At 74.2% G+C, this 26,667-nt stretch carries 31 protein-coding genes, 2 tRNA genes and 1 riboswitch; of the genes, 11 read left to right on the plus strand and 22 right to left on the minus strand.

The genetic code is table 11. The features are described from left to right. Nucleotides 1–28: 28 nt before the first annotated feature. Nucleotides 29–253, minus strand: coding sequence for a hypothetical protein (locus ACMT9T_RS02825; RefSeq protein ID WP_414744139.1), 225 nt, complete (start codon nucleotides 251–253; stop codon nucleotides 29–31). Nucleotides 254–362: 109 nt separating this feature from the next. Further along, nucleotides 363–890 carry a peptide-methionine (S)-S-oxide reductase MsrA gene (msrA, locus tag ACMT9T_RS02830; protein ID WP_043587182.1) on the minus strand — a complete coding sequence of 176 codons (528 nt, stop codon included), beginning with the start codon at nucleotides 888–890 and terminating at the stop codon, nucleotides 363–365. 170 nt (nucleotides 891–1,060) lie between these two features. Here msrA and ACMT9T_RS02835 point away from each other — a divergent pair, with 170 nt between their 5' ends. Together ACMT9T_RS02835 and ACMT9T_RS02840 are read left to right on the plus strand one after the other, a co-directional pair. After that, nucleotides 1,061–1,297, plus strand: coding sequence for a hypothetical protein (locus tag ACMT9T_RS02835; protein ID WP_063072744.1), 237 nt, complete (start codon nucleotides 1,061–1,063; stop codon nucleotides 1,295–1,297). Between the two features lie 83 nt (nucleotides 1,298–1,380). Beyond that, nucleotides 1,381–2,085 (plus strand): hypothetical protein, encoded by a 705-nt coding sequence (locus ACMT9T_RS02840; RefSeq protein ID WP_414744140.1) that lies wholly within the window; start codon nucleotides 1,381–1,383, stop codon nucleotides 2,083–2,085. A gap of 71 nt (nucleotides 2,086–2,156) precedes the next feature. On the opposite strand, the gene nadE is transcribed toward ACMT9T_RS02840, so the two are convergent. From nadE to ACMT9T_RS02860, 4 genes are all read right to left on the minus strand, one after another. Continuing rightward, nucleotides 2,157–2,978 carry an NAD(+) synthase gene (gene nadE, locus ACMT9T_RS02845; protein ID WP_414744141.1) on the minus strand — a complete coding sequence of 274 codons (822 nt, stop codon included), beginning with the start codon at nucleotides 2,976–2,978 and terminating at the stop codon, nucleotides 2,157–2,159. A 37-nt stretch (nucleotides 2,979–3,015) separates the two neighbouring features. Beyond that, nucleotides 3,016–3,091, minus strand: a tRNA-Arg gene (locus tag ACMT9T_RS02850). A gap of 14 nt (nucleotides 3,092–3,105) precedes the next feature. Further along, nucleotides 3,106–3,411, minus strand: a complete 306-nt coding sequence (locus ACMT9T_RS02855) for a thioredoxin family protein (protein ID WP_414744142.1) — start codon at nucleotides 3,409–3,411, stop codon at nucleotides 3,106–3,108. A 59-nt stretch (nucleotides 3,412–3,470) separates the two neighbouring features. Next, nucleotides 3,471–3,686: an SCO4848 family membrane protein gene (locus ACMT9T_RS02860; protein ID WP_414744143.1), complete on the minus strand. Its 216-nt coding sequence runs from the start codon at nucleotides 3,684–3,686 to the stop codon at nucleotides 3,471–3,473. Nucleotides 3,687–3,742: 56 nt separating this feature from the next. Between ACMT9T_RS02860 and orn the strand changes: the two genes are divergently transcribed. The 3 genes from orn to ACMT9T_RS02875 all read left to right on the plus strand — a co-directional run bounded on the left by orn (nucleotide 3,743) and on the right by ACMT9T_RS02875 (nucleotide 4,985). After that, nucleotides 3,743–4,363 (plus strand): oligoribonuclease, encoded by a 621-nt coding sequence (orn, locus tag ACMT9T_RS02865; RefSeq protein WP_414744144.1) that lies wholly within the window; start codon nucleotides 3,743–3,745, stop codon nucleotides 4,361–4,363. 44 nt (nucleotides 4,364–4,407) lie between these two features. After that, nucleotides 4,408–4,483 (plus strand) — tRNA-His (locus tag ACMT9T_RS02870). A gap of 151 nt (nucleotides 4,484–4,634) precedes the next feature. Continuing rightward, nucleotides 4,635–4,985 (plus strand): metallopeptidase family protein, encoded by a 351-nt coding sequence (locus tag ACMT9T_RS02875; RefSeq protein ID WP_414744145.1) that lies wholly within the window; start codon nucleotides 4,635–4,637, stop codon nucleotides 4,983–4,985. Nucleotides 4,986–5,073: 88 nt separating this feature from the next. On the opposite strand, the gene ACMT9T_RS02880 is transcribed toward ACMT9T_RS02875, so the two are convergent. The 6 genes from ACMT9T_RS02880 to ACMT9T_RS02905 all read right to left on the minus strand — a co-directional run bounded on the left by ACMT9T_RS02880 (nucleotide 5,074) and on the right by ACMT9T_RS02905 (nucleotide 9,471). Next, the gene (locus ACMT9T_RS02880) at nucleotides 5,074–5,346 is read right to left on the minus strand and encodes a hypothetical protein (protein WP_116055192.1); all 273 of its coding nucleotides are present in this window, start codon (nucleotides 5,344–5,346) and stop codon (nucleotides 5,074–5,076) included. A 9-nt stretch (nucleotides 5,347–5,355) separates the two neighbouring features. Next, the gene (locus tag ACMT9T_RS02885; protein ID WP_414744146.1) at nucleotides 5,356–5,901 is read right to left on the minus strand and encodes a nucleoside/nucleotide kinase family protein; all 546 of its coding nucleotides are present in this window, start codon (nucleotides 5,899–5,901) and stop codon (nucleotides 5,356–5,358) included. Then, nucleotides 5,891–6,685, minus strand: coding sequence for an energy-coupling factor transporter transmembrane component T family protein (locus ACMT9T_RS02890; protein WP_414744147.1), 795 nt, complete (start codon nucleotides 6,683–6,685; stop codon nucleotides 5,891–5,893). Before ACMT9T_RS02890 ends, ACMT9T_RS02885 begins: the two co-directional genes overlap by 11 nt. Next, a complete protein-coding gene (locus ACMT9T_RS02895) occupies nucleotides 6,682–8,229 on the minus strand; it encodes an ABC transporter ATP-binding protein (RefSeq protein ID WP_414744148.1) in 1,548 nt (515 codons plus the stop codon). The genes ACMT9T_RS02890 and ACMT9T_RS02895 overlap by 4 nt, the downstream gene beginning before the upstream one ends. 2 nt (nucleotides 8,230–8,231) lie before the next feature. After that, entirely contained in the window at nucleotides 8,232–8,891 is a 660-nt protein-coding gene (locus ACMT9T_RS02900; protein ID WP_414744149.1) for an ECF transporter S component, read from the minus strand. 34 nt (nucleotides 8,892–8,925) lie between these two features. Then, nucleotides 8,926–9,026, minus strand: a riboswitch (TPP riboswitch). Nucleotides 9,027–9,138: 112 nt separating this feature from the next. Then, complete coding sequence (locus ACMT9T_RS02905) at nucleotides 9,139–9,471, minus strand: hypothetical protein (protein ID WP_414744150.1); 333 nt, start codon at nucleotides 9,469–9,471, stop codon at nucleotides 9,139–9,141. Between the two features lie 202 nt (nucleotides 9,472–9,673). On the opposite strand from ACMT9T_RS02905, the gene glgX reads away from it, so the two are divergent. The 4 genes from glgX to ACMT9T_RS02925 all read left to right on the plus strand — a co-directional run bounded on the left by glgX (nucleotide 9,674) and on the right by ACMT9T_RS02925 (nucleotide 17,514). Next, a complete protein-coding gene (gene glgX, locus ACMT9T_RS02910) occupies nucleotides 9,674–11,878 on the plus strand; it encodes a glycogen debranching protein GlgX (protein ID WP_414745852.1) in 2,205 nt (734 codons plus the stop codon). After that, entirely contained in the window at nucleotides 11,875–14,220 is a 2,346-nt protein-coding gene (gene treY, locus ACMT9T_RS02915; protein WP_414744151.1) for a malto-oligosyltrehalose synthase, read from the plus strand. The genes glgX and treY overlap by 4 nt, the downstream gene beginning before the upstream one ends. 2 nt (nucleotides 14,221–14,222) lie before the next feature. Further along, nucleotides 14,223–16,025, plus strand: a complete 1,803-nt coding sequence (treZ, locus tag ACMT9T_RS02920) for a malto-oligosyltrehalose trehalohydrolase (protein WP_414744152.1) — start codon at nucleotides 14,223–14,225, stop codon at nucleotides 16,023–16,025. 175 nt (nucleotides 16,026–16,200) lie between these two features. Continuing rightward, complete coding sequence (locus ACMT9T_RS02925; RefSeq protein WP_414744153.1) at nucleotides 16,201–17,514, plus strand: UDP-glucose dehydrogenase family protein; 1,314 nt, start codon at nucleotides 16,201–16,203, stop codon at nucleotides 17,512–17,514. 10 nt (nucleotides 17,515–17,524) lie between these two features. Here ACMT9T_RS02925 and ACMT9T_RS02930 read toward each other — a convergent pair whose 3' ends face one another. The 8 genes from ACMT9T_RS02930 to ACMT9T_RS02965 all read right to left on the minus strand — a co-directional run bounded on the left by ACMT9T_RS02930 (nucleotide 17,525) and on the right by ACMT9T_RS02965 (nucleotide 23,461). Continuing rightward, entirely contained in the window at nucleotides 17,525–17,773 is a 249-nt protein-coding gene (locus ACMT9T_RS02930) for a hypothetical protein (RefSeq protein ID WP_414744154.1), read from the minus strand. Between the two features lie 177 nt (nucleotides 17,774–17,950). Then, nucleotides 17,951–18,388, minus strand: coding sequence for a hypothetical protein (locus tag ACMT9T_RS02935; protein ID WP_414744155.1), 438 nt, complete (start codon nucleotides 18,386–18,388; stop codon nucleotides 17,951–17,953). Between the two features lie 11 nt (nucleotides 18,389–18,399). Next, nucleotides 18,400–19,692 (minus strand): DNA polymerase IV, encoded by a 1,293-nt coding sequence (locus tag ACMT9T_RS02940; RefSeq protein WP_414744156.1) that lies wholly within the window; start codon nucleotides 19,690–19,692, stop codon nucleotides 18,400–18,402. Nucleotides 19,693–19,762: 70 nt separating this feature from the next. Continuing rightward, a complete protein-coding gene (locus ACMT9T_RS02945; RefSeq protein WP_414744157.1) occupies nucleotides 19,763–20,746 on the minus strand; it encodes an oxygenase MpaB family protein in 984 nt (327 codons plus the stop codon). A 128-nt stretch (nucleotides 20,747–20,874) separates the two neighbouring features. Continuing rightward, a complete protein-coding gene (locus ACMT9T_RS02950; RefSeq protein WP_414744158.1) occupies nucleotides 20,875–21,408 on the minus strand; it encodes a DUF1697 domain-containing protein in 534 nt (177 codons plus the stop codon). 104 nt (nucleotides 21,409–21,512) lie between these two features. Continuing rightward, on the minus strand, nucleotides 21,513–22,214 hold the full coding sequence (locus tag ACMT9T_RS02955) for an FAD-binding oxidoreductase (protein WP_414744159.1): 702 nt from the start codon (nucleotides 22,212–22,214) through the stop codon (nucleotides 21,513–21,515). Nucleotides 22,215–22,255: 41 nt separating this feature from the next. Beyond that, a complete protein-coding gene (locus ACMT9T_RS02960; protein ID WP_414744160.1) occupies nucleotides 22,256–22,870 on the minus strand; it encodes a sulfite oxidase-like oxidoreductase in 615 nt (204 codons plus the stop codon). 57 nt (nucleotides 22,871–22,927) lie between these two features. Next, entirely contained in the window at nucleotides 22,928–23,461 is a 534-nt protein-coding gene (locus tag ACMT9T_RS02965) for a GNAT family N-acetyltransferase (RefSeq protein ID WP_414744161.1), read from the minus strand. A gap of 48 nt (nucleotides 23,462–23,509) precedes the next feature. Between ACMT9T_RS02965 and ACMT9T_RS02970 the strand changes: the two genes are divergently transcribed. Further along, on the plus strand, nucleotides 23,510–24,016 hold the full coding sequence (locus ACMT9T_RS02970) for a metallophosphoesterase family protein (RefSeq protein WP_414744162.1): 507 nt from the start codon (nucleotides 23,510–23,512) through the stop codon (nucleotides 24,014–24,016). 2 nt (nucleotides 24,017–24,018) lie between these two features. Here the strand turns inward: ACMT9T_RS02970 and ACMT9T_RS02975 are convergent, their stop codons facing one another. Next, complete coding sequence (locus ACMT9T_RS02975) at nucleotides 24,019–25,221, minus strand: M20/M25/M40 family metallo-hydrolase (RefSeq protein WP_414744163.1); 1,203 nt, start codon at nucleotides 25,219–25,221, stop codon at nucleotides 24,019–24,021. After that, nucleotides 25,218–25,580, minus strand: coding sequence for a hypothetical protein (locus tag ACMT9T_RS02980; RefSeq protein ID WP_414744164.1), 363 nt, complete (start codon nucleotides 25,578–25,580; stop codon nucleotides 25,218–25,220). Before ACMT9T_RS02980 ends, ACMT9T_RS02975 begins: the two co-directional genes overlap by 4 nt. Before the next feature lie 110 nt (nucleotides 25,581–25,690). On the opposite strand from ACMT9T_RS02980, the gene ACMT9T_RS02985 reads away from it, so the two are divergent. Continuing rightward, a complete protein-coding gene (locus ACMT9T_RS02985; RefSeq protein ID WP_414744165.1) occupies nucleotides 25,691–26,620 on the plus strand; it encodes an oxidoreductase in 930 nt (309 codons plus the stop codon). Nucleotides 26,621–26,667 lie beyond the last annotated feature (47 nt).

A 26,667-nucleotide genomic window follows, 5' to 3' on the forward strand; every position in this document is an offset into this window, starting at 1 on the left:
GCGCGCGGACTGGGGAGGAGGCGCCGGCTCAGTGCTCCCGGAACCGGACGTCGTCGTGCTGCCCCGCGCGCAGGGCCGACTTCGCGATCTCGAGGGTGGGATACGTGCCGGCGACCACGCCGCGGTGCAGCGCCCGCACCTCGTAGCCGTCGTCGTGCGAGTGGATGGAGGCGAGCGCCCCCGTGGCCCCGAAGGCCACCCAGGTCTTGCCCGCCGTGCGCGGCAGGCCGTTCGTGCTCGTGCTGGTGGTCATCATCGACATCGTCGTCGTCTCTCCTCCCCGGGCTCCGTCGCCCGGACGTGCCGATGGTACGCCGACGCCCCGCGGCCGTACAGGCCGCGGGGCGTCGAGGGGAGGTGGATCAGGCGGCGCGCACGTACTGCGCGAACGACTTCCGCACCTTGTTCACCTTGGGCACGGCGACCGCGTTGCAGTAGCCCTGGCCCGGGTTCTTCGCGAAGAAGTCCTGGTGGTAGTCCTCCGCGTCGTACCAGGTGCCGACCGGCTCGATCGTGGTGACGGCGGTGCCGTCCCACAGCTCGCCGGCGCGGGAGATCGCGTCGCGGAACAGCTGCTCCTGCTCGGCGTCCGCGGGGAACATGGCCGAGCGGTACTGGGTGCCGACGTCGGCGCCCTGGCGGTTGAGCTGCCGCGGGTCGTGCAGCGTGAAGAACACGTCGAGGATCACGTCGGCGGGGATGACCTCCTCGTCGAAGACCACCTTCACCGCCTCGGCGTGCCCGGTCGCGCCCGTGCACACGGCGTCGTAGGAGGGGTGGGCGGTGTGTCCGCCGATGTATCCGGAGATGACGTCCTGGACGCCGTCGAGGGTGCGGTACACCGCATCGAGGCACCAGAAGCAGCCGCCGGCGAGGATGAATGTCTGCATGAGAGATGAACCTACTTCCCGTCGATGCGCGCGAGGTCCGCGGCGGTCGACATGGGAGGGAACCGTCATGGCGGTCCGGCCATTCCACCCGCCTCGGATGTCGGTGGTCCCCCGTAGCTTCGGGGACATCGAGACACCGCCGGGCCGGCGGCACGCGGACGGAGGACCCCATGCCCAGCATCACCTACACCCCCCTCGCGCGCTCGGCCGCGCAGGTGCGCGAGCTGCACGACGGCCTCCTGCGCGTCACCCGGCCGGACGGCGCGGTGCTCGGCTACGTCGAGCGCATGCACGAGCCGCAGGGCGAGCGCTTCCGCGCGAAGCGCCTCCGCCGGGACGCCCAGGGGTTCGTGCCCCTCGGCGACTTCTGGGCGCTGCAGGACGCGGTCGACTGCCTCCGCTTCTGAGCGCCGCCGGGAGATGACCGGGCACGGCGACGCGCCCGCGCCGCCTCCCGGGTCACGCGCACCCGGCGGGGTACGGTCACCGCATGCAGTGGTGGAATGATCTCCTCGATGCCCTCGCGTCCGAGCGGGGCACGCAGCTCCTCGCCGGCGTCGTCGTCCCCTTCGTCGCCATCGTGGTCGCGGGCGTCCTCGCAGCGCTCATCGCGCGCGGGGCGACGCAGCGGATCCTCACGCGGCACGATCGCGAGGTGAAGGCCGCCGCCATCGGCATGCTGGTCGATGCCGCGCGCCAGGCGTCGGTGTGGGACGGGCTCACGGCGCAGGAGCGCGTGCTCGCCGACCGAGCCGCGGGCGAGGCCGACATCCGCATCCGCCTCCTGCCCGTCAAGGGCGCGGCGACGGCCGCCACCTGGGCCGCGCACGAGATCACCGAGTTCAAGCGCGGCAGCGGCAGCTTCGGGTTCCAGTTCGACGCGCAGCTCGCCGAGTTCCGCGACCGCATCGTCGAGTGGCAGCACCACCCGGGCCGTGCCCGCAAGATCTTCCAGGGCGACATCGCCCGCTGGCAGTTCGAGGACGACCAGCCGGCGACGGACGCCTCCGCCCGCACCGAGGCCCGCCAGCCCGAGCCGGCGTCCGCGGCTCCGGTGCCGGTCCCGTGGCGCCCGGGGACCGACGACCAGCCCGTGGCCGAGCGCCGGGTGGAGTCCCCCGACGAGCAGTACAGCCCGCCCGTCCCGTACACGTCGGCCGCCAACTCCCGCGCCGCGGAGGGCGACCGCAGCTGATCCTCCCCGCTCACGACGACGCCCCGCACCTCATCGAGGTGCGGGGCGTCGTCACGTCAGGTCGGAGACGGTCACTTCCACCAGTCGTCGAACATCGAGGCGGGCACGCGGCGCTTGTGCTCGGTGCTGCGGTAGCGGGCCTCGATGGCCTCGGCCACCTCGTCGTCCACGTCGCGGCCCTCGAGGAAGTCGTCGATGTCGGCGTAGGTGAGGCCGAGGTTAGCCTCGTCGGTCTGGCCGGGGGTGTCATCGAGGAGGTCGGCGGTCGGCGCCTTCAGGTAGAGGCGCTCGGGGGCGTCCAGGTGCTCGAGCAGCGCCCGTCCCTGGCGCTTGGTGAGGCCCGTGAGCGGGAGCACGTCGGCACCGCCGTCGCCGTACTTCGTGAAGAAGCCCGTCACCGCCTCGGCCGCGTGGTCGGTGCCGATGACGAGCAGTCGCGCCTGCCCGGCCAGCGCGTACTGGGCGATCATGCGCGAGCGCGCCTTGACGTTGCCCTTCGTGAAGTCGGTCATCGCGTGGCCGGCGGCATCGGAGTACTCCGCCTGGAAGCCGTCGACGGCGCGCTTGATGTCGAAGACGACGCTCGACTTCGGCTGGATGAAGCGGAGCGCGAGCTGCGCGTCCTCCTCGTCGGCCTGCACCCCGTAGGGCAGGCGGACGGCGACGAACTCCGCGAGGAGCCCCTCGGAGGCGAGCTCCTCGATCGCGAGCTGGGCGAGGCGCCCGGCGAGGGAGGAGTCCTGGCCGCCGCTGACCCCGAGGACGAAGCCCTCCGCGCCGGTGGACCTGAGGTACGCCTTGAGGAAGTCGACGCGCGCGCGGACCTCGTCGGCGGGATCGATGGTCGGACGCACCTCGAGGGCGGCGATGATCTGTGACTGGATGTCGCGCATGCGTCGAATCTACGGCCGATCGCGCGCATCCGACAGCTGGTCCCCCCGGCGCGACTCGAACGCGCAACCGTCGGATTAGAAGGCCGATGCTCTATCCATTGAGCTACAGGGGGTCGTGACGAGGGTACTACGCGGGATCCGTCGGGCCGGGAGGGCCGGGAGCGGTGACGGGCGCACCGGGCGTCGCGTCCATCGCGCGGGCCACCGCCTGCAGCACCTGCGGCGCGGTGGGCACGCCCTCGGCGCGCAGCACCTCGCGGTCGCCGGCGAGCACCAGGATCGTGGGCGTGGAGCGGATCCCCTCCGCCTCGGCGCGGTCGGGGTGCGCCGCGACGTCGAGCTCGTCGACGGGGAGCCATGGCAGGAGGCGCTGGACCTCGGCGAGCACGCGGCGGGTCGCCTGGCACAGGACGCAGAAGAGGGAGGAGAACATGACGACGCGGACGCAGTCGGCCTCGCCGGGGACGGGTGCGCCGGACGCCTCGGCGGAGGTCAGGAGACGAACGCCGCGACGGCGGCGACGATCGACGCGAGCGCGAGGAGGAGCGACACCGACACCAGCACGAGGTGCACGGTGAAGAACGGCGTGCGCGACCCGTCGGCGGCACGGGCGCGCGGATCCTTGGCGACGCGCTTGAGGAACTGCGGCCAGACGACGACGTTCCAGACGCCGTTGACGAGGAGGAGGACGGCGAGGACGGTGATCACTCCCCCATGGTAGGCGGCGGCGATGGGGCGTCCGGGGCCGCCGATAGGATCGGGGGATGGGCAACAACGCGGACCGGCTGGTGTGGATCGACTGCGAGATGACGGGGCTCGACCTCGCGATCGACGAGCTGGTGGAGGTCGCGGTGGTCGTCACCGACTTCGACCTCGTGCCCGTCGACGCGGGCTTCAGCATCGTCATCAACCCGGATCCGGCCGCCCTCGCCAACATGGGCGAGTTCGTCACCGACATGCACCGCTCCTCGGGCCTGCTCGACGAGATCCCCGCGGGCGTGAGCCTCGCCGACGCCGAGTTCGCGGTGCTGGAGTACCTGCTGCAGCACGTGCCGAACGGCGGCAAGGCCCCCATCGCCGGCAACACCATCGGCACCGACCGCGCGTTCCTCGCCAAGTACATGCCGCGCGTGGACGCGCACCTGCACTACCGCAGCGTCGACGTCTCCTCCATCAAGGTGCTCGCCAAGGAGTGGTTCCCCCGGATCTACTTCAACTCCCCCGCCAAGAACGGCGGCCACCGCGCCCTCGCCGACATCCTCGAGTCCATCCGCGAGCTCGAGTACTACCGCCGCGCCGCCTTCGTGCCGGCGCCGGGACCGGCGACCGAGGACGTGCAGGCCATCTCCGCGGCCGTGACGTCCGCGTGGGCCCCGCGGCTGTAGTATCCTCATTCATGGCCGTCCGCGAGAACGGGATCGGCCGCATGGTGGGCGTAGCTCAGTTGGCAGAGCGCTGGCTTGTGGAGCCGGAAGTCGCGGGTTCGAGCCCCGTCGTCCACCCCACCGGGAAGGGCCGGGATCCGAGAGGGTCCCGGCCCTTCCGTCGTCTCCGGCCCTTCCGTCGTCTCCGGGCAGGCCTCGTGTCGGAGCAGGCGTCGTCTCCGGGTAGGCGTCGCGGACGGGCGCGCCGAGGTGCGTGTGCGAGGGTGGACCCGTGCTGCACTGCGACCCCGACGACTTCGAGCGCCTGGTCGTCGACGAGCTCGACGAGCTGCCGGACGAGATGGTCGACGGCCTCGACAACGTCGTGTTCGTGGTCGAGGACCGGCCCGAGGACGGCTCGCTCGACCTGCTCGGCCTCTACGACGGCGTCGCGATGACCGAGCGCGGGCAGTACGGGTTCGGCGAGATGCCCGACCGGATCGTCGTCTACCGCGAGCCGCACCTGCACGAGGCGGAGGACCTGGACGACCTGCGGGACCTGGTCCACGTGACGCTCGTGCACGAGATCGCGCACTTCCACGGCATCGACGACGACCGGCTCCACGAGCTCGGCTGGGCCTGAGGCGCCGCCCGGACGCACGACGACCCCGGGATCCGCGTCGCGGGCCGGGGTCGTCGGGTCGGCGCTCAGGCGCCGGGCGTGCCGGGGATCAGAGCTCGAGGGACTCGTCGTCGCCCTCGCCGAGCACGTCGTCGCTGCCGTCGGGCACGAACGTGTAGGTGACGCGCTGCTCGCCGGCGACCTCGGACACCTCGCCCGCGCGGTACTGGAACAGCGACTCCTTGCCCTCGACGGCGGACATCGTGCTGATGGTCTCGTCGTGCTGGCCGTCCACCAGGACGCGGGTCTCGGTGGTGCCTTCGAGGGGGCCGTCGGCGAAGACGGCGAGGTAGCGGACGTCGGAGGGTGCGGAATCGGTCATGGCCTCAGGCTACCCGGCCGCCGCGACGGCGTCCGTGCGGACGACGACGTCGGCCAGGCCGCGCGGATCCTCACGCGCCACGTGCGCGCGCCACTGCGCGTCCCAGCGCTCCCACTCGACGGCGAACGGCTCGCCGTCGCGCGCGATGGCGCGGGCGCGGCGCACGGCGTCGTCCGCCTCGACCCAGATCCTGTGCGTGGCGAGATGCGCGGTGACCCGCGTGAGGGATCCGCAGCCCTCGACCACGAGCGGGCGGGCGGGATCCAGGTCGTGCAAGCCGGCGGGGGCGTCCGCCGCCCAGTCCCAGCGGCGCCAGCGGGGGCGACCGCCCGGCCGCATCTCCGGGAGGACGGCCTCCAGCTGCCGGGACGCGGCCTCGAGGCCGTCCCATCCCGGGTAGACGTCGTCGAGGCGGAGCAGCTGCGCGCCCGGCGGGAGCATCGCCGCGGGGTCGCCGTCCCGGACGAGGGCGTCGGCGAGGGTCGACTTGCCGGATCCGGACGGGCCGTCGACGAGGACCAGCGCCGGGCGCCGCTCCCCCGCGTCAGGCCGCAACGAAGTCCCACGTCCCGGCGAGCACGGACGCCGTCACCGCGACGGCCGCGACGAGGACCGCCACCACCAGGACGACCGCCTCGCGGCGCCCGACCACGCTCGGCCGCGCCCACGTCCGCGCGCCCGCGCCGCCGAAGCCGCGCGCCTCCATCGCGGTCGCCAGCTTGCTGCCGCGGCGGATGGACAGCACGAGCAGCGCGAAGGCCTGCCCGGCGAAGCGGCGGACCCGCCCGCGGTCGGCGACACCGCGCGCGCGGCGGGCGAGCTCGAGCGAGCGCCAGTCGTCGAGCAGCAGGCCGACGAGGCGCACGCCCGCGAGGGCGCCGAGCACGAAGCGCGACGGCAGGCGCCACACCTGGGCGAGGCCGTCGGCGAGGTCCGTGGGATCCACGTCGGAGAAGAGGATCAGCGACGCGACCCCGATGGCGAGCACGCGCAGGGTCGTCGCGACCGCGAGGAGCACCGAGCCCTCGCTGACGACCACGAGCAGGAACTGCGCGTACACGTCGCCCGAGGTGCGCCCGTAGAGCAGGATCGTGATCCCCGCGCCGGGTGCCGCGATCCAGATGGGGATGCCGCGCAGGAGGAACGCGCGCGGCCGGATCCCCGTGAGGGGCAGGAGCAGCAGCTCCAGCGCGAGGGCGGTGCCCGCGGAGACCACGTCGAGGCTGAGCACCAGGACGAGCGTCAGCACGAGGGCCGCGGCGAGGCGCGCGACCGGGTTCACGGCGGCGAGGCCCGTGGCGCGCGAGGCGGGCAGGACCTCCGCCGGTGCGGCGCTCATCGGACGACCTCCAGGCGCGCGGGGGCGCCGGGGACGGGATCGAGGCGGAGCACGTCGTCCGCGAGGGCGGCCACGAGGTCGGCGTCGTGCGTGACGGCGAGGACGCCCACGCCCTCGCGGTCGACCAGCTCGGCGAGGAGCGCCACGAGCTCGACCCACGTGCGGGCGTCCTGCCCGAAGGTCGGCTCGTCGAGGACGAGGAGGCGCGGCGCGGTCGCGAGGGCGGTCGCCACCGACAGGCGCCGCTTCTCGCCGCCGGAGAGCGTGAAGGGGTTGGCTCGGGCGAGGCCGTCGAGCCGCAGCCGGACGAGCAGCTCGTCCACGCGCCGCGCGGACTCCGCCGCATCCATGCCCACCGCGCGCGGGCCGACCTCGAGCTCCGCGCGCACCGTGCCGGCGAGGAACTGGTGCTCGGGGTCCTGGAAGACGGTGCCGATGCGGGCCGCGAGCTCGCGGGAGCGCCAGGCGGCGGGATCCGCGCCGAGGCCGTCCGCCAGGCCCGCCTCGGCGACGACGCGGCCGGCGAGCGGGGGCAGGAGGCCGCCCAGCGTGAGGGCGAGGGTGCTCTTGCCGCCGCCGTTCGGCCCCGTGAGGGCGGTCACCCGTCCGGCGCCCAGGCCGATGCCCGCCGCCTCCGCCACGACCGTGCCGCGGGCACGGCCGACGGCCAGGTCGTCCGCGCGCACGAGCGGCACGGGCGCGGCGGGCGCGCGGACCGGCGCCGCCGGCTCCCGGCCCGGCACCCACACGCCGGCCGCCGCGAGCGACGCGCCCTGGTCGCGGAGGACGTCGTCGGGCGCGCCGTCGGCGAGGATCCCGCCGTCGGCCGCGAGGACGACCACGCGGTCCACCAGGTCCCGCCACACGGCCACGCGGTGCTCGATCACGACGAGGGTCGCGCCCGTCGACCCGACGACCGACTCGACGGCGCGCCGCACCTCGGAGACGCCCTCGGGGTCGAGGTTCGCGGTCGGCTCGTCGAGCAGGAGGAGCCCGGGGCGCATGGCGAGCACGCCGGCGAGGGCGAGGCGCTGCTTCTGCCCGCCGGAGAGCGCGGTGGTGGACCGGTCGAGGGCGACGTCGAGGCCGACGGCGTCGAGCGCGTGGCGGACGCGGACCCAGATCTCCTCCCGCGGCACGCCGAGGTTCTCGCAGCCGAAGGCGACGTCGTCGCCGACGCGGGACAGGATCACCTGCGCGTCCGGGTCCTGCAGCACGAGCCCCGCGCGTCCGCGCTGGGAGGCCGGGTCGCGGCCGTCGACGAGCAGGGATCCGCGGGTCTCGCCCTCGTCGTCGCCGCCGAGGACCCCGGCCAGCGCGTGCAGGAGCGTGGTCTTGCCCGCGCCCGACGCGCCGAGCAGCAGCACGCGCTCCCCCGGCTCGATGACGAGGTCGACGTCGCGGACGGCCCAGGCGGCGCGACCCGCGTGCCGCCAGCCCCAGCCGGAGGCCCGCACGGACGCGCCGCCCGCGACGTCGACGGACGCGCCGGGGCCGGCGAGGGGCGCCCGCGGAGCGGTCGGACGGCGGCCGGGCCGCCCCACGGTCAGACGCGGGCCGCGGTGTCGCGGCCCGAGGCGAAGCGCGACAGGGCGCCGGTGCGGGCGAGCGCGCGGGCGATGAGCCACGACAGCAGGCCCGCGATGACGGCACCCGACACGAGCGCCGCGATCGTGTAGATCGTGGCGAACAGCGGTGTGGTCCCCTGGTAGTAGGTGATGAGGTCGGTGATCGCCATGCCGAGGCCCGCGCCCATGCCCGCGAGGACGGCGACGTAGGCGCGCCAGTTCGCGTAGAGGAAGACGAGGAGCACGAGCTCGGCGCCGAGGCCCTGCGTGAGGCCCGAGAGGAGCGTGCCGACGCCCCAGACGTTGCCGACGAGCATCGAGACGAACGCGGCGAGGAGCTCGCCGTAGAGCGCGGCGCCGGGCTTGCGGATCACGATGCCCGTGAGGACGCCGGCGAACAGCCAGCCGCCGCCCGCGAGGGCCTGGAGGCCCGGCAGGAGCGGCTCGAAGAAGCCGCCGATCGGCACGGACGCCGTGTTCCAGATCACGAAGACGAGGCCGGACGCGACGCCGAGGACGCTCGCGACGACGATGTCGATGACGCGCCAGCGCGCGCGGAGGCCGGACCGGGGGGCCCGGTCGCCGGCGTCGACGGAGGCGGACGCGGAGGATGCGGTGGACGAGGGTGATGCGGTCACTGGTCGTGCCCTTCGGTTCGTGGAAGAGGGCACGGGTACGAGATGAAAGCCTCCCTGCGCTGGCATGATCCAGATCAGGTTCGACGGTCGAAGATTGGGGATCTTCCTCTCAGCCCGGCTCACCGGACTCCCGTGTTCACGGTGATCCTAGCGCGGCGGCGACGCGCCCGGGACGTACGGGCCCCGGACGCACGGGAGCGCGGGCGCCCGAGGGCACCCGCGCTCCGCGGTGGTCGTGAGGAGAGCGCTACTTGAGCGTCTTGATGAGCTTGACGAGGACCTTGCCGGAGACCCAGATGACGGGCGTCGCGATGGCGAGCAGCGCGATCACGTTCGGCTGGAAGCGCACCTCGCCGTCGGTGGCGACGTACGCGCCGATGGGCCAGGTGGCACCGCCACCGCCGCCACCGCCCGCGACGTTGCCGTCGGAATCGGGGAGGTCGCTGCCCCCGCCGAAGCCGTACCAGGCGAATGCCACGGGGACGATGGTCGAGCCGTCGATGTCGAGGGGGTCGCCGTAGACCGTCCCCACTCCGGCGTTCTTCACGTTCTCTGCGAGCTGTGCGACGAGGTTGGTCATGCGTCCCACCGTACCCCGCGGGGCCCGGCGGATGCGGGGCGATCCGGGCGGTCGCGGTACCCTCGCCCCTGGTGCGTCGCCGCGTCGCATGCGGCCTCCCCCGCCGCTGCGGCAGCTGCGGATCCACCGCCTGCCCCGCCCCCGACGGACCCCGCGCTCGCGCGCGCCGTCGTGGGACGAGTCGACCCAACTGGAGGACCACTTGCACACCTGGCCCGGAAACCCCTACCCGCTCGGCGCGACCTTCGACGGGAGCGGCACGAACTTCGCCCTCTTCAGCGAGACCGCCGACAGGGTGCAGCTGTGCCTCATCGAGGAGGACGGCACCGAGACCCGCGTGGACGTGACCGAGGTCGACGCGCACGTCTGGCACTGCTACCTCCCGCACGTGCAGCCGGGCCAGCGCTACGGGTACCGGGTCACGGGTCCCTACGAGCCCGAGAACGGCCACCGCTCGAACCCGGCGAAGCTGCTGCTGGATCCCTACGCCAAGGCCACCTGCGGCGAGTTCGACTGGCACCCGTCGCTGTTCGCCTACGACTTCGGCGACCCGTCGAGCCGGAACGACGAGGACTCGGGCCCGCACATGATGCTCGGCGTCGTGGTCAACCCCTTCTTCGACTGGGACGGCGACCGCCTCCCCCGCACGCCCTACAGCGAGACCGTCGTCTACGAGGCGCACGTCAAGGGCCTGACGCAGCTGCACCCGCGGATCCCCGAGGAGCTGCGCGGCACGTACGCCGGCATCGCGCACCCCGCCGTCATCGACCACCTGCAGCACCTCGGCGTCACGGCCATCGAGCTGATGCCCGTGCACCAGTTCGTGCAGGACAACACGCTGCTCGAGAAGGGCCTCCGCAACTACTGGGGCTACAACACCATCGGGTTCTTCGCGCCGCACAACGCGTACTCGTCCACGGGCGAGCTCGGCCAGCAGGTGCAGGAGTTCAAGTCGATGGTGCGGGCGCTGCACGCGGCCGGCATCGAGGTCATCCTCGACGTGGTCTACAACCACACCGCGGAGGGCAACCACCTGGGCCCGACCCTCTCGTTCAAGGGCATCGACAACCAGGCCTACTACCGGCTCATGGAGGACGACCCCACGTACTACATGGACTACACGGGCACGGGCAACTCGCTCAACGTGCGCCACCCGCACTCGCTGCAGCTGATCATGGACTCGCTGCGCTACTGGGTCACCGAGATGCACGTGGACGGCTTCCGCTTCGACCTCGCCTCGGCGCTCGCGCGCGAGTTCTACGACGTCGACAAGCTCGCCACCTTCTTCGAGCTCGTGCAGCAGGACCCGGTGGTGTCGCAGGTCAAGCTCATCGCCGAGCCCTGGGACGTCGGCCCCGGCGGGTACCAGGTGGGCAACTTCCCGCCCCAGTGGACCGAGTGGAACGGCAAGTACCGCGACACCGTGCGCGACTTCTGGCGCGGCGAGGCGTCGTCGCTCGGGGAGTTCGCGGCCCGCATCACGGGGTCCGCCGACCTGTACGAGCACTCGGGCCGGCGCCCGGTCGCGTCGATCAACTTCATCACCGCGCACGACGGCTTCACCATCGCCGACCTCGTCTCGTACAACGAGAAGCACAACGAGGCCAACGGCGAGGACAACAAGGACGGCGAGAGCCACAACCGCTCCTGGAACATGGGCGTGGAGGGGCCGACGGACGATCCGGTGATCGCCACGCTCCGCGGACGCCAGCAGCGCAACATGCTCGCGACGATGATCCTGTCGCAGGGCGTGCCGATGATCCTGCACGGCGACGAGCTCGGCCGCACGCAGCAGGGCAACAACAACACGTACGCGCAGGACAACGAGATCAGCTGGGTGCACTGGGACCAGGCAGACCAGCCCCTCGCGGAGTTCACGGCGTCGGTCGTGCGACTCCGCAAGGAGCACCCGACCTTCCGCCGCGGGCGCTTCTTCGACGGCCGGCCCGTGCGCCGGGGCGAGGGCGAGCCGCTGCCCGACATCGTCTGGCTCGACGCCGACGCGACCCCGATGGTCGACGACGACTGGGAGTCCGGCCTCCGGGCGATCGGCATGTTCCTCAACGGCAACGGGATCCGCGGGCGCGACCGCCGCGGCGAGGACATCTACGACACCCACTTCCTCCTGTACTTCAACGCGCACGACGAGCCGGTGTCCTTCACGCTCCCGTCGGACGAGTACGCGGACGCGTGGGAGACCGTGATCGACACCGCCGGCGTCGGAGCCGACTCGACGGCCCTCCGCGCGAGTAGCGTCGTGGACGTGGCGGCCAAGGCGCTCGTGGTGCTGCGCGCCTACACCGAGCCCGAGGTGGAGCCCGACCACTCGGTCGCGGCGAGCCTCGCCGTCCTCACCCACGCGCAGGCCGACCGGCCCGCCGCAGACCCAAGGAGCGACATCAGTTGAGAACCCCCATCTCCACCTACCGGTTCCAGGTGCGGGAGTCGTTCGACCTCGCCGCCGTGGCCGAGCAGCTGCCGTACGTGAAGGACCTCGGCGCGGACTGGGTGTACCTCAGCCCGATCCTCGCGGCCGAGCCCGGATCCGACCACGGCTACGACGTCGTCGACCACTCGCAGGTCGACCCGGCGCGCGGCGGCGCGGCGGGCATGAAGGCCGTCGCGGACCGCGCCCACGAGCTGGGCCTCGGGGTGCTGGTCGACATCGTCCCGAACCACGTGGGCGTCGCGACGCCCGTCGAGAGCCTCTGGTGGTGGGACCTCCTGCTGCACGGCACCGCGAGCCGCTACGCCGACGCGTTCGACGTGGACTGGGACTTCGGGCGGGGCAAGGTGCGGATCCCCGTGCTCGGCGACGGCGACGACGAGCTCGACCAGCTGAAGCTCGTGCGCGGCGACGACGGCACCGTCGAGCTCCGCTACTACGACCAGCGGTTCCCCGTCGCGCCCGGCACGGCCGAGGACGACGCGGACGCCCGCACGGTGCACGAGCGCCAGTCCTACGAGCTGATCAACTGGCGCCGCGCCGACGCCGAGCTGAACTACCGCCGCTTCTTCGCGGTCAACACCCTCGCGGGCATCCGCGTCGAGCTCCCGCAGGTGTTCGAGGAGTCGCACGCGGAGATCTCCCGCTGGTTCCGCGAGGGCCTCGCCGACGGGCTCCGGGTCGACCACCCGGACGGCCTGCTCGACCCGAAGGGCTACCTCGACGACCTCGCGCGGATCACGGGCGGCGCGTACGTGCTCGTGGAGAAGATCCTCGAGCCCGGCGAGACGCTGCCCACCGACTGGGCGACCGCCGGCACCACGGGGTACGACGCGCTCGCCGAGATCGACCGCGTCCTCGTCGACCCCGACGGCCAGGTCGAGCTCGACCACCTCGACGCGTCGCTCCGCGGCCTGCCGCAGGGCGAGCTCACCGACTGGGCCGACATGATCCGCGGCACCAAGCGCGGCATCGCCGACGGGATCCTCCGCAGCGAGGTCCTCCGCCTCGAGCGCCTCGTGGAGGACGCGCCCGCCGACGCCGCGGACGCGATCGCGGAGTTGCTCGCTACCTTCCCCGTCTACCGCAGCTACCTGCCCGGCGGGATCGACCACCTCGAGCAGGCCGCGGAAGCCGCGCGCGCGAGCCGCCCCGACCTCGTCGCCACCATCGACGCGCTCATGCCGCAGCTCTCCGACCCCTCCACGCTCGTCGCCCAGCGCTTCCAGCAGACGAGCGGCATGGTCATGGCCAAGGGCGTCGAGGACACCGCGTTCTACCGCTACTCGCGCCTCGTCTCGCTCAACGAGGTCGGCGCCGACCCGTCGATCTTCGCGATCGACGTCGACGACTTCCACGCGCGCCAGCAGGAGCGGCACCGCATCGCGCCGCACGCCATGACGACGCTCTCCACGCACGACACGAAGCGCGGCGAGGACGTCCGCGCCCGCATCGACGTCCTGTCCGAGGCCCCGGAGGCCTGGCGCGAGGCGCTCGAGCAGCTGCGCGACGTCGCGCCCACCGGCGACGGGCCCTTCGAGAACCTGCTCTGGCAGACGCTCGTCGGCACCTGGCCCGCGTCGCGCGAGCGCCTGCACGCGTACGCCGAGAAGGCGTCGCGCGAGGCCGGCGACTCGACCACGTGGACCGCGCCCGACGAGGCCTTCGAGGAGCGCATGCACGCGCTCGTCGACGCGGCCTTCGACGACCCGCGCGCCCGCACCATCGTCGCCGGGCTCTACGACCGGCTCTCCGGCCCCGGCTGGTCGAACGCGCTGGCGGCCAAGGCCATCCAGCTCACGGCCCCCGGCATGCCCGACGTCTACCAGGGCAGCGAGCTGTGGGAGACGAGCCTCGTGGATCCCGACAACCGCCGCGAGGTCGACTTCGGCATGCGCCGCGCCGCCCTCGACGCCGTCCTCCAGGGCGCCGAGCCCGCGATCGACGAGACCGGGGCCGCCAAGCTCCTCGTCACGGCGCGCGCGCTCCGCCTCCGCCGCGACCACCCGGAGCTGTTCACGGGCTACGAGCCCGTGCGCGCGACCGGCGACGCCGCGGCCCATGTGATCGCGTTCGACCGCGGCGGCGCCGTCACGGTCGCCACGCGCCTGCCCGTCGGGCTGCAGTCCGGCGGCGGGTGGGGATCCACGTCGATCACGCTGCCCGAGGGCGAGCTCGTCGACCACGTGAGCGGCCGACGCCTCGACGGCGGACGCGTGTCCGTCGCGGCGCTCCTCGCCGACTACCCGGTCGCGATCCTCGCGCCCGCCTCCACCGCCGCCGACATCACCCCCAGGAGCTGAGCATGACCGACGACCGCTTCGACATCTGGGCCCCGAAGGCCCGCACCCTCGCCCTCTCCGTGGGCGACGAGCGCCTGCCGCTCTCGCCCACGAGCGACGGCTGGTGGACCCTCGACGCCGCGCGCGCCGAGGCCCTCCCCTCCGGCGACCTCGACTACGGCTACCTCGTGGACGACTCCGACACGCCGCTGCCCGACCCGCGCTCGCGCCGCCAGCCCGAGGGCGTCCACGGCCGCTCGCGCACGTACGACCCGTCGTCGTTCGCGTGGACCGACCAGGCGTGGACGGGCCGCCAGCTCGCCGGCGCCGTCATCTACGAGATGCACGTCGGCACCTTCACGCCCGACGGAACGCTCGACTCGGCCATCGACCGGCTCGACCACCTCGTCGCGCTCGGCGTCGACCTCGTGGAGGTGCTGCCCGTCAACGGGTTCAACGGCACGCACAACTGGGGCTACGACGGCGTCCTCTGGTACGCCGTGCAGGAGACCTACGGCGGACCCGAGGCGTACCAGCGATTCGTCGACGCGTGCCACGCGCGCGGCCTCGGCGTCGTGCAGGACGTCGTGTACAACCACCTCGGCCCGTCCGGCAACTACCTGCCCGAGTTCGGCCCGTACCTGCACGAGGCGTCGGCCAACACGTGGGGATCCAGCCTCAACCTCGACGGCGAGGACTCCGGTCCCGTCCGCGAGTACATCATCGACAACGCGCTCATGTGGCTCGGCGACTACCACGTCGACGCGCTGCGCCTCGACGCCGTGCACGCGCTCGTGGACCACACGGCGACGCACCTCCTCGAGGAGCTCGCGGTCCAGGTCGACGTGCTGTCCGCGCACGTGGGCCGGCCGCTCACGCTCATCGCGGAGTCCGACCTCAACGACCCGAAGCTCATCACCTCGCGCGAGGCGCACGGCTACGGGCTCGACGCGCAGTGGAGCGACGACTTCCACCACGCGGTCCACGTCGCGCTCACGGGCGAGACCACGGGCTACTACGAGGACTTCGCGCCGCTCTCCGCGCTGGCGAAGGTCGTGACGCGCGGCTTCTTCCACGACGGCACGTGGTCGTCGTTCCGCGGCCGGGTGCACGGGCGGCCGCTCGACACCGAGCGCATCCCCGCGCACCGCCTCGTGGTCGCGAACCAGAACCACGACCAGATCGGCAACCGCGCCACGGGCGACCGCCTCACCGCGACGCTCGACGAGGGCGGGCTCGCGCTGGCCGCGGTGCTCACGCTCACGTCGCCCTTCACCCCGATGCTCTTCATGGGCGAGGAGTGGGGCGCGACCACGCCCTGGCAGTTCTTCACGTCGCACCCCGAGCACGACCTCGGCGAGGCGACCGCGAAGGGCCGCATCGAGGAGTTCGCGAAGATGGGCTGGGACGAGTCCGTCGTGCCGAACCCGCAGGACCTCTCGACGTTCCAGGACTCGAAGCTCGACTGGTCGGAGCTCTACGGCACGGAGGGCGCCGACTCGCAGCACGCGCGCCTGTTCGCGCTCTACTCCGAGCTGATCCGCCTCCGCCGCGCCCACCCCGACCTCACCGACCCCCGGTTCGCCGAGGTCGAGGTCGAGGTGCACGAGGAGGCCCGCCTGCTCGTCATGGACCGCGGCGAGCTGTCGATCGTGGTGAACCTGTCCGACGAGGAGCGGCGCGTGCCCGTCGTGGGCGAGCGCCCCGCGCTGCTGCTGGCGACCGCGACGGGTGTCGAGCTCGGCGCCGACGAGGTCGTGCTGCCCGCGCGCACGGCCGCGATCCTCGGCCCGGTGGCCGACGCCGCGGAGGCGCTGCTGGCCTGATCCGACCGGATCCACCCATCGGGGCGGGGCACGACGCGGCGCGCGAGCGCACGTCGGGCCCCGCCCCCGTCGCGTCACGGGCGCGTGCTACGTTCGAAGCGGCCGGGGCTGGGGGGCTCTCCGACGACGTCCCCGCACGCCAGCTCGCGGAGATCTCCTCGACGAACGGACACCTGTGCGCATCACTGTCATCGGCTGCGGCTACCTCGGAACCGTCCACGCGGCCTGCATGAGCCGCCTCGGGCACGACGTCGTGGCCATCGACGTCGACGCCGCCAAGATCGCCTCCCTGCAGACGGGCGAGGCGCCCTTCTTCGAGCCGGGGCTCCCCGAGCTCCTCACCGAGCAGCTCGCCACCGGCCGCCTCCGCTTCACCACGGACACGGCCGAGGCCGCGGGATCCCGCGTGCACTTCATCGCCGTGGGCACCCCGCAGAAGCGCGGCGAGAACGCCGCCGACATGACCTACGTCGACGCCGCCGTCGACGCCCTCATCCCGCACCTGTCCCCCGGCGACCTCGTCGCGGGCAAGTCGACCGTCCCCGTCGGCACCGCCCGCCGGCTCGCCGGGCGCATCGCCGCCCGCGTCCCCGGCGCGACCCTCATGTGGAACCCCGAGTTCCTCCGCGAGGGCTTCGCGGTCGAGGACACGCTGGCGCCCGACCGCTTCGTCTACGGCCTCCCCGCGGGCGACGCCGGCGAGGCCGCCCGCGCGACGCTCGACGAGGTGTACGCCACCGCGATCGCGTCCGGCACGGCGCGCGTCACCACCGACTACGAGACCGCCGAGCTCGTGAAGGTGTCCGCGAACGCGTTCCTCGCCACCAAGATCTCCTTCATCAACGCCATGGCGGAGGTGTGCGAGGCCACGGGCGCCGACGTCACGCAGCTCGCGGACGCCATCGGCTACGACGACCGCATCGGCCGCCGCTTCCTCAACGCGGGGATCGGCTTCGGCGGCGGCTGCCTGCCCAAGGACATCCGCGCGTTCATGGCGCGCGCGGGTGAGCTGGGCGCCGACCAGGCGCTCACGTTCCTGCGCGAGGTCGACTCCATCAACATGCGCCGCCGCGTGCGCGCGGTGGACGTGGCGCGCGAGGTGTGCGGCGGCTCCCTGCTCGGCCGGAACATCGCCGTCCTCGGCCTCGCGTTCAAGCCCGAGTCGGACGACGTGCGCGACTCCCCCGCCCTCAGCATCTCCGCCCAGCTGCAGCTGCAGGGCGCCCGCGTGCTCGCGACGGATCCGTACGCCAACGAGAACTCGCGCCGCCGCTTCCCGGAGCTCACCTACGTCGACTCCTGGCAGGACGCCGCGCGCGACGCCGACGCGGTCATGCTGCTGACGGAGTGGAAGCAGTACCGCGCCATCGACCCCGCGGAGCTCAAGGCCATCGTGGCCACGCCCGTGATCGTCGACGGCCGCAACTGCCTCGACCCCGTCGCCTGGCGCGCGGCCGGCTGGCGCTACCGCGGCATGGGCCGGCCCTAGTCGTCTCGTCTCAGATCAGCGCGCTCCACGCCCACGCGATCATCATGACCGCGATGACCACGCCGGCGAGGGCGGCCCCGTTCACCAGGAGACCAGCGATGGCCCGGTCATGCCCGCCGGGCTCGCGGCGCCAGAACATGATCCCCACGACGAGACCAGCGAGCGGGCACAGGACGGTCCATCCGGCGACGAGCGAGACGACTCCGAGGATCACCGAGGTCGTCGCCAGTCCCTTCTCCCGCGGCAGCAACTGCGTCATGTCCACGGGCACCGGGCGCGGCCATCGCGGATCGGGCACGCGGGCGGGATGCGGGTCGGGATCGGGACGGCGGACGTCCACGGGTCTCCTCTCGTCGGGTGCGTGACGCGGGAGGCTAGCCCATGTCGCGCACGGCGACGCTCCTCGTCCACGCTCCCGTGACGCGCGGGGCCCGGGTCAGCGCGGGGTGGTCGCCGCGATGCCGAAGAGCGTGCCGCCCGCCACGATGATCGAGAGCACGACGGCGACCGGGATGAGCAGCAGCAGGCCGTTGAGGACGAGGCCCGTGATGGCGAAGCCGCGGCCGGCGGGCTCCTTGCGGAAGCCGACGATGCCGAATACGAGCCCGATGAGCGGGCAGAGGAACGTCCAGAAGAAGAAGACCGAGACGAGCCCCAGGATCATCGACGTGAGGCTCATGCCCTTGGGCGGCGCGGCCGCGTAGACGGGCTGGCCCCAGGCCACGGCCGCCGGCGCGGGCGGCACGGGTGCGGGCGCGAGGCCGTAAGGGGCGGCGGCGGGGGCGGATGCGGACGGGTGCGGCTGCACGGGCGGCGCCGGGGGCGCGGGAGCTGCGGGCTGGTCGTCGGGGGCGGGCGCGGCGGGATCGGTCATGGTGGTCCTCGTCAGTCGGGCGGGTGTGCCGGGAGGCTACCGCGCGACGCCGCCTCGGTGCGCGGATCCGACACCGTGGCGCGCCTCTCCCCCGGGCGCCGCAGCAGCGACGCCGGCCCGATGGCGCCCCGGCCGAAGCGCTCCGCCGCCTGGTCGACCGTGCGCTCGGCCTCGCGCCAGCCCTCGTCGGCGTCCCACAGGGCGACCGCGCGGTTGTCGGCGTCGTCGAGCTGCTCGGCGCGCACGCCCACGAGGCGGATGCGGTCGCCCGGCCGCGCGACCTGCTCGTAGACGTCGCGGATCTCGTCGTAGATGCGGCGCGCGACGTCGGTGGGCTCGGACAGGGTGCGCGAGCGCGTGATGGTGCGGAAGTCGGAGTAGCGGAGCTTGAGCGAGACCGTGCGGGCCGTGAGGCCGGCGCGCCGCAGCCGCTCGGCGACGCGCGTGGCCTGGCCGAGGAGCTCGCGGCGGACGAGGGCCGGATCCGACACGTCGTCGTGGAACGTGTTCTCGTGCCCCATGCTCTTCTCCTCCCGGTGCGTGCTGACGCGGCGCGGGTCGCGCCCCCAGGAGAGGTCGTGCAGCCGCGCGCCGGCGGACTCGCCGAGCATCGACTGCAGCGCGGGCAGCGGGGTGTCCGCGATGTCCGCCACCGTGCGGAGGCCGCGGCGGAGGAGCGACTCCTCGGTGGTCTTCCCGACGCCCCACAGCGCGCCGACGGGCAGGCCGTGCAGGAAGGGCAGCGTCTCGGCCGCGGGGATGACGAGCAGGCCGTCGGGCTTGCACCGGGTGCTCGCGAGCTTCGCGACGAACTTCGTGGACGCGGCGCCCACCGAGCAGGTGAGGCCCGTCTCGGCGTGCACGCGCCGCCGGATCATGGCGCCGATCTCCGCGGGCGACCCGAAGAGGCCGCGCGCGCCCGCCACGTCGAGGAAGGCCTCGTCGATGCTGAGCGGCTCGACGAGCGGCGTGACGTCGCGGAAGATGCCCATGACGACCTTCGACCAGTGCGCGTACTTCTCCCTGTGCCCGCCGATGACGGTGGCCTGCGGGCAGAGGCGCAGCGCCTGCGCCATGGGCATGGCGGAGCGGACGCCGAACCGCCGCGCCTCGTAGGTGGCGCTCGTCACGACGCCCCGGCCGGACGACCCGCCGACGATGACGGGCGTGCCCCGCAGCTCCGGGCGCTCGAGCAGCTCGACGGCGGCGAAGAACGCGTCCATGTCGATGTGGAGGATGGTCGCCTCGGAGTCGTCCGCGCTCGCGTCGGACGTGCGCCTGGTCGATCCGTCCTGTCTGCTCATGTCGTGTCCACGCTAGCCCGGCCCGCCGACATCGCCCGCCGCGGAGGGGCTCCGGCGGCGCGCGACGCGCTCAGGCCGCGGGCTGCTCGCGGTGGCCGACGCCGTCGTCGCGACGGTCCGCCGCGGCCGGGCCCCGGCCCGGCTCCTCGCGCAGCCGGTCGATGCGCTTGAGGGCGGCCTCGACGCTCGTGGACTGCTCGCCCATCACGCGCCCCGCGACGCCCAGCATCACCCGCGTCGACGCGAGCGCCGGCAGCGGGAACGGGCCGAACGACGCCTTGTCGAGGCCGAGGAGCTCGCGGTAGCGCGGCTCGAGCGACGCGACGGCGCCCGCGAAGAGCACGCGGTAGGCCGGGAGCATGGAGGGGCGCAGCGGCGGCTCGCGGAGGAAGGAGATCGTCTCGCGGGTGCGCTCGTCGGCGCGGAGCAGGCCCTGGTCGTGGAAGGCGTCGATCTGCGCGTGCAGCTCCGCGTACGAGCGCGGCGGCGCCTCCACGCCCATGAGCTCTCCCGCCTTGGCCCACTCCGCGACGTAGCGGTCGGGCCCGCCGGGGATGGGCGGCCCCCACTGCATGTGGGTGCTGAGGAACGCGTCGGTGAAGACGATGTGCACCCAGCTGAGGAGGTCGGGGTCGTTGGCGCTGTAGGGGCGCTCGACGCCGAGGCCGTCGACGAACGTGCCCTGCACCTTGCGGTGGTACCCGCGGACGCGGCGGCTGACGTCGGCCGCGGTGTCCCGGTCGCCGAAGGAGGTGGTGATGACCCAGCGCACGGTGCCGGCGAGCCGGCCGAGCGGATCCTCGCGGTAGCGCGACCAGTCGTGGACGCCGGCCATGGCGCCCGGGTGCAGCGTCTGCATGAGGAGGGCGCGGATCCCCGCCACGAGCGTGGGCATGCCGCCGTGCACCGACCAGACCGCGGAGCCGGGGCCGAACCAGCCCTCGTCGTCGCCCTTCTCCAGGTCCTGGATCCACTGCGGCCGGCCCTCCGAGTCCGCGGAGAACGTCTCCAGGATGTGGGACTTCCAGCGGTCCGAGAATCTGCTCACGATCACGAACCTATCCCCCTGCCCGCGCGGTGAGGAGGCCCCCGCGCCCCCGATCCGGAACCCGGTGATGACGGGAGCCTGGGGCCACCCCCGTGCGGGGGGCACGCCCGGCGGAGGGCACGGCGGACGACCGGTCAGGCGTCGAGGAGGGCGACGAGGGCGGCCACCGTGCGGGCGTTGCGCGCCGTGACGGAGACCCCGAGGCCGCGCCAGAACGCGGGCGGCACGCGCGAGGCCGAGACGCCGTCGGGGTGCCACGAGTAGACGGCGTCGCGCGCGACGGCGACGAGGTCGGGGGTGATCGAGGCGGCGGGCGGCGCATCGGGCAGCGGGTCGAGCGGCCGGTCGACGAAGGAGACGAGGAGCCGCGACGGGTCGTCCGCGACCGGGCCGAACGGGATGCCGGCGGCGATCCGCCGGAAGTCGGCGCCGTCGACCAGGTGCACGTCGGCGGTGACGCCCGTGGCGAGGCGCACGGCGTCCTCGATGGCGACGGCCGCGCCGATCCCGTGCGGCCGGTCGTGGTCCACGACCGCGTTGCCGCTCCGGAGGTGCGTGCGCACCCCGCGGTAGCCGAGCCCCTCGAGCGCGGCCGCGAGGTCCGCCATCGGGACCTGCTTCGCGCGCCCGACGTTGATCCCGCGCAGCAGCACGACCGATCGCGCCATCCGGCACCCGCTCCCCGCGGCTCCGTCGCCGTCCGCCCCAGTCTGGCGCGGACCCGGCGCGAGGGGAACGACCGGGGCTCCCGCGGACTCCCGCGGCGCCCGCGTCACTCCCCCGACGGGCCGAACTGCTCGATGCGGATGGCGTCGCGGCCGACCCCGGCGTCGAGGAGCAGGCGCGTGGCCCCGCCCGCGAAGGCGGTGGATCCGCACACGAACGCCACCCCCGCGCCCGCCGCGAGGGCGGCGACCTCCTCGGCCCGCAGCCTGCCGAACCCGCGCGCGCCGTGCCGCTCCCGCGTGGTCGCCACGAGCGCGCCCGCGGCCTCCAGCTCCGCGCGGCACGGCACGTCGACCGCGGTGCGCGCGGAGACGGCGACGCGGACCAGGCCGGGGACGCCGAGGTGCCGTGCGTGGCGGAGCATCGCCACGAGCGGCACCGCGCCCGTCCCGCCGCCGAGCGCGACCGCGGGCGTTGCGCCGTCCCAGACGAAGAAGCCGCCGATGGGCAGCCGCATCTCGATCTCGTCGCCGACCTCCGCGACCTCGGCGAAGAAGCCGCTCACCTCGCCGTCCTCGTAGCGCTCCATCAGCAGCTCGACGCCCTCCTCGTGCGGCGCCGACAGGATCGAGTACGAGCGCTGCGCGGTGTAGCCGTCCTCGGCGCGCAGCCGGACGACGCAGTGCTGACCCGGCAGGTGCGGGATCCGGTCGGGCACGTCGAAGCGCAGCAGCACCGTCATGGGCGTCGGGTGCTCGATCGCCGTGATGGTCGCCGTGCGCCACTCGCCGCCGACGGACGCGGGCACGGCGGGGACGCGACCCGACGGGGCCGCGCCCTGCGGAGCGCTCAGCGGTCGCCCTGGTAGCGCTGCTCGCGCCACGGGTCGCCGCGGTCGTGGTAGCCGTTGCGCTCCCAGAAGCCCTGCTGGTCGCGGTCGAGGAGCGTGAGGCGGGCGATCCACTTCGCGCTCTTCCAGAAGTAGAGGTGCGGCACGAGCAGCCGCGCGGGCCCGCCGTGGTCGGCCGTGAGCGGGCGCCCGTCGGCCTCGAACGCGATCCACGCCCGCCCGCCGCGGAGGTCCTCGAGCGGGAGGTTCGTCGTGTAGCCGGAGTGCGAGGTCGCGAGCACGAAGCGGGCCTCGGGCAGCGGGCCGGCGGCGTCGAGCAGGGTGTCGACGCTGACGCCCGCGAAGCGCGTGTCGAGGCGGGTCCAGGTGGTGACGCAGTGGATGTCGCCCGCGTACTCGGAGCGGGGCAGCGCGTGCGCCTCGTCCCAGTCCCAGGCGGTGGGGCGCTCGACGAGGCCGTCCACGGCGATCGACCAGCGCGACTCCGGGAGGTTCGGCACCGCCTCGGCCGTGAGCACGGGCCAGCCGCCCTGGGTGTCGTACTGGCCGGGCGGCAGGCGGTCGGCCGGTCCCTTCCGGGGGCGGCCGACGAAGCCGCGGGTGATGCCGGTCATGGGCGCCTCCTCGAGGAGCGGGTCGCGGGTCGGGTCCCGTCCATCATGCCGCGCCCGTCAGCGCGCGGTGGCGTCGGGGCGGGACGGATCCACGGGAGCGGACAGCATCGCGACCGCGTGCCGGCCGTCGTCGTCGACGAGCTCGCCGATGCGCGCGAAGCCGAGCCGCGCGTGGAAGGCCAACGACCCGGGGTTCGGCGGCAGGGTGTTGACCTCGCACGTGACGGCGGCGCGCCCCGCCCGGCGGGCCTCCGCGAACACGCGCGCGTACAGCGCCTGCCCGAGCCGCCGCCCGCGGTGCCCGTCCGCGACGACGATGCGGTCGACGTAGAGGCCGTCCACGCCGCGCTCGTCGAACCAGCGGTAGTTCGGGCTGTCGTACGCGCCGCCCGGCTGCATCGCGAGGAGCATGCCGAGCGGAGGGGCGTCGGGGGCGTCCTCGTCGACCACCGCGATCGCGAGGTCGGCGTGCCCGAGCACCTCGCCGAGCGAGCCGGCGTCCATGGGCGGGACGGCGGGGACGGCCCGGTTGTTGAGCGGCACCATCCAGGCGAGGTCGGCGGGCACGAGGTCGCGGGTGGCGGGGGTCACGCGTCGAGGGTACGGGAGCCGCGCGCCCGGTCCGCGTACCGTGGGCGGGTGACCGCATCGCTCGTCCTCCTCAGCGACACCCATCTCCCGAAGCGCGCGAAGGACCTGCCGCGGGCGCTCTGGCGGGCGATCGACGCCGCCGATGTCGTGGTCCACGCGGGCGACTGGGTCGACGAGCCCGCGCTCGACGCGCTCGAGGCCCGCGCGTCCCGGCTCCTCGCGTGCTGGGGCAACAACGACCCCGCGGGGCTGCGCGCGCGGCTGCCGGAGACGGCGCGGGCGGTGATCGAGGGGATCCGGTTCGCGGTGACGCACGAGACCGGGGCGTCGACGGGCCGGGAGCGGCGGATGGACGCCGCGTTCCCGGAGACCGACGTGCTGGTCTTCGGCCACAGCCACATCCCGTGGGACACCGTGACCCCGGCCGGCCTCCGGCTCCTCAACCCCGGCTCGCCCACCGACCGGCGGCGCCAGCCCGACTTCACCTGGATGACCGCGACCGCCGAGGCCGGCCGGCTCGACGTGGAGCTGCACCGGTCGCCGACGCGCGACTGAGGCTAGGCGTCGGCGCGGCCGCAGAAGTCGAGGATCGCGCCCTCGAGCACGTCGGCGAGCAGCCGCACGGAGTCGACCTCGGCCCACTCCTCGGCCGCGTGCGCGCCGCCGCCCGCGACGCCGAGGAGGATGCAGGGGATCCCCGCCTCCCGCACGAGCCCGGCGTCCGTCCAGAAGGGCTCGCCGCGGTGCGGGACCGGGGCGCCGGTGACGCGCTGGCCGCTGTCGAGCACGGCGCGTGCGAGCGGCCCGTCGACGTCGGCCTCGAAGGCCGCGCGGGCGACGAGCGGCACGAGCTCGGCGTCCATGCCCGGGGTGCGCGCGACCACGGCGTCGAGCAGGGCGCGGAGGCCCGCCTCGACGTCGGCCGTCGTCTCGCCCGGCAGGAAGCGCCGCTCGACCGTGAGCACGCAGGAGTCCGCGACCGTGGCCGCGTCCGTGCCGCCCTGGATCCGGGACACCCGCACCGCGCCCGGCCCGAGCAGCGCGTGGCGGGGCCCCGCCGCCAGGCGCTCGGCGAGCGCGTCGAGCTCGCGGAGCACGAGCCCGGCGTGCGCGATCGCGTCGACGCCCTGCTCCGGCATCGAGCCGTGCGCCGCGCGCCCGCGCAGCCGGATCTCGTACCAGCCGAAGCCGCGGTGGGCGACGATCGCCTCGGACTGGCTGGGCTCGGAGATCACGGCGCCGTCGACGCGCGTGCCGTCCACGGCCAGCGCCCGCAGCGCCTCCTCGGTGCCGATGCTGCCGAACTCCTCGTCGGCGACGAGCGCGAGCACGACGTCGCCGCGCGTGCCGATCCGGCGCGCGCGGTCGGCGGCGACCATCATCGCGGCGAGGCCGGCCTTCATGTCGAACGCGCCGCGGCCGAGGAGCCGGCCGTCCTCGATCCTGGGCGCGAGCCCGCCGCGCTCCGGGTCGCCGGGCGGGACGGTGTCGAGATGGCCGTCGAGCAGGATGGTGCGGCCGCCGCCCGTGCCCCGCGCGGTCGCGAGCACGGTGGGTCGGCCCGGCGCGTCCTCGAGCACGCGCACGTCGAAGCCGCGGGCGCGGAGCCAGGCAGCGACGTGCGCGGCGACGGCGGGCTCCCCCGCGGCGCCCGGCACGAGGTCGGGGTTGGTCGAGTCGATGCGGATGAGCTCGGCGGCGAGGTCGACGGGATCCACGAGGTCCGCGTCGCGCGCGCCCTGCTCGGCGGGGCCGGTCACGCGCGCGGCGGGAGGTCGTCGGCGGCGAGCGAGGCGACGCCCTGGTCGGCGTCGTCGACCAGGCGCAGCGCGCTCTGCGGCACGACGACCCGGCGGCCGGGCGCACCGCCGTCGTCACCGTCGTCCGAGCCGAGCTCGACGACCCAGGCGCGGCCGCGCGCGGTGGGCACGGGGCTCACGCTGCGGAGCCCGTCGGAGGCGGACGCGACCACGAGGCCCACGGGCTCGCCGTCGAGCGCGGGGTCGCCCGTGGCGGCGGCGCCGTCGAGGATCACGACCACGGCCCCGACCCCGATCGCGTGCGACCCGGTGCCCTCGCGCTCGTCCTCGGATCCGTCCCGGCCGCGTCTCATCCACATGCCCCGATCCTCCCATCGGCCGCGACGGGAGGCCGGGCGCCGCGCGGCATGCACGGGCGGCGCCCGGCCTCGGCGGCTAGCGTGGGGATCCCACCCGACAAGGAGTCCGCGTGCCCCGTCCCACCGACATCATCATCAGCCCGCTCGACGGGAAGCGCGCCGTCGTCACCGGCGGCAACAGCGGCCTCGGCCTCGAGACCGCGCGTCGCCTCGCCGCGGCCGGCGCCTCCGTGGTCCTCACGTCGCGCGACCCCGAACGCGGCGAGGACGCGGCCGGCGCCATCCGCGACCGCCACCCGGGCGTCCACGTCGAGGTCGGATCCCTCGACCTCGCCGACCTCTCCTCCGTCCGCGCCTTCGCCGACGCCGAGATCGAGCGCGGGCCGATCGACATCCTGGTCGACAACGCGGGGATCATGGCGCCGCCGGACCGCCGCGAGACGCGCGACGGCTTCGAGATCCAGCTGGGCACCAACCACCTCGGCCACTTCGCGCTCACCGGCCTCCTGCTCCCCGCCCTCCAGGCGGCCGAGGCGCCCCGCGTGGTCGTCGTCTCGAGCCTCGCCCACTGGATGGGCCGCATCGCGTTCGGCGACCTCCAGTCGGAGCGGCGCTACAGCCCCTGGGCGGCGTACGGCCAGGCCAAGCTCGCGAACCTCCTCTTCATGCGCCGCCTGCAGGCGCTCTCCGACGACCGCGGCTGGGGGCTCACGGCCGTCGCCGCGCACCCGGGCGTCACCTCCACGAACCTCGCGAAGAACGGTCCCGGATCCGGTCCCCAGGGTGTCGCCAGCGACCTCGCCGCGAAGTTCGGGCCGGCCGCCATGGGCCAGGACGTGCGCGTGGGCGCGCTGCCGCAGATCCAGGCCGCGACCGGCCTCGGCGTGCACGCGGGCGACTACTACGGCCCGGGCGGCCCCGGCGGGATGAGCGGCATGCCGCACCTGGCCGCGTCGAGCCCATGGTCGAAGGACCCGGAGCTCGCCCGCCGCCTGTGGGACGCGTCCGAGCAGCTGACCGGGGTCGTCTACCCCGCCTAGCCTTCGACCGACGTCATGGCCGATGCGCCCGGGTCGTCCCCGGGCGC

This window comes from Clavibacter vidaverae (assembly GCF_047529985.1).
In the GTDB taxonomy this organism is placed as follows: domain Bacteria; phylum Actinomycetota; class Actinomycetes; order Actinomycetales; family Microbacteriaceae; genus Clavibacter; species Clavibacter nebraskensis_A.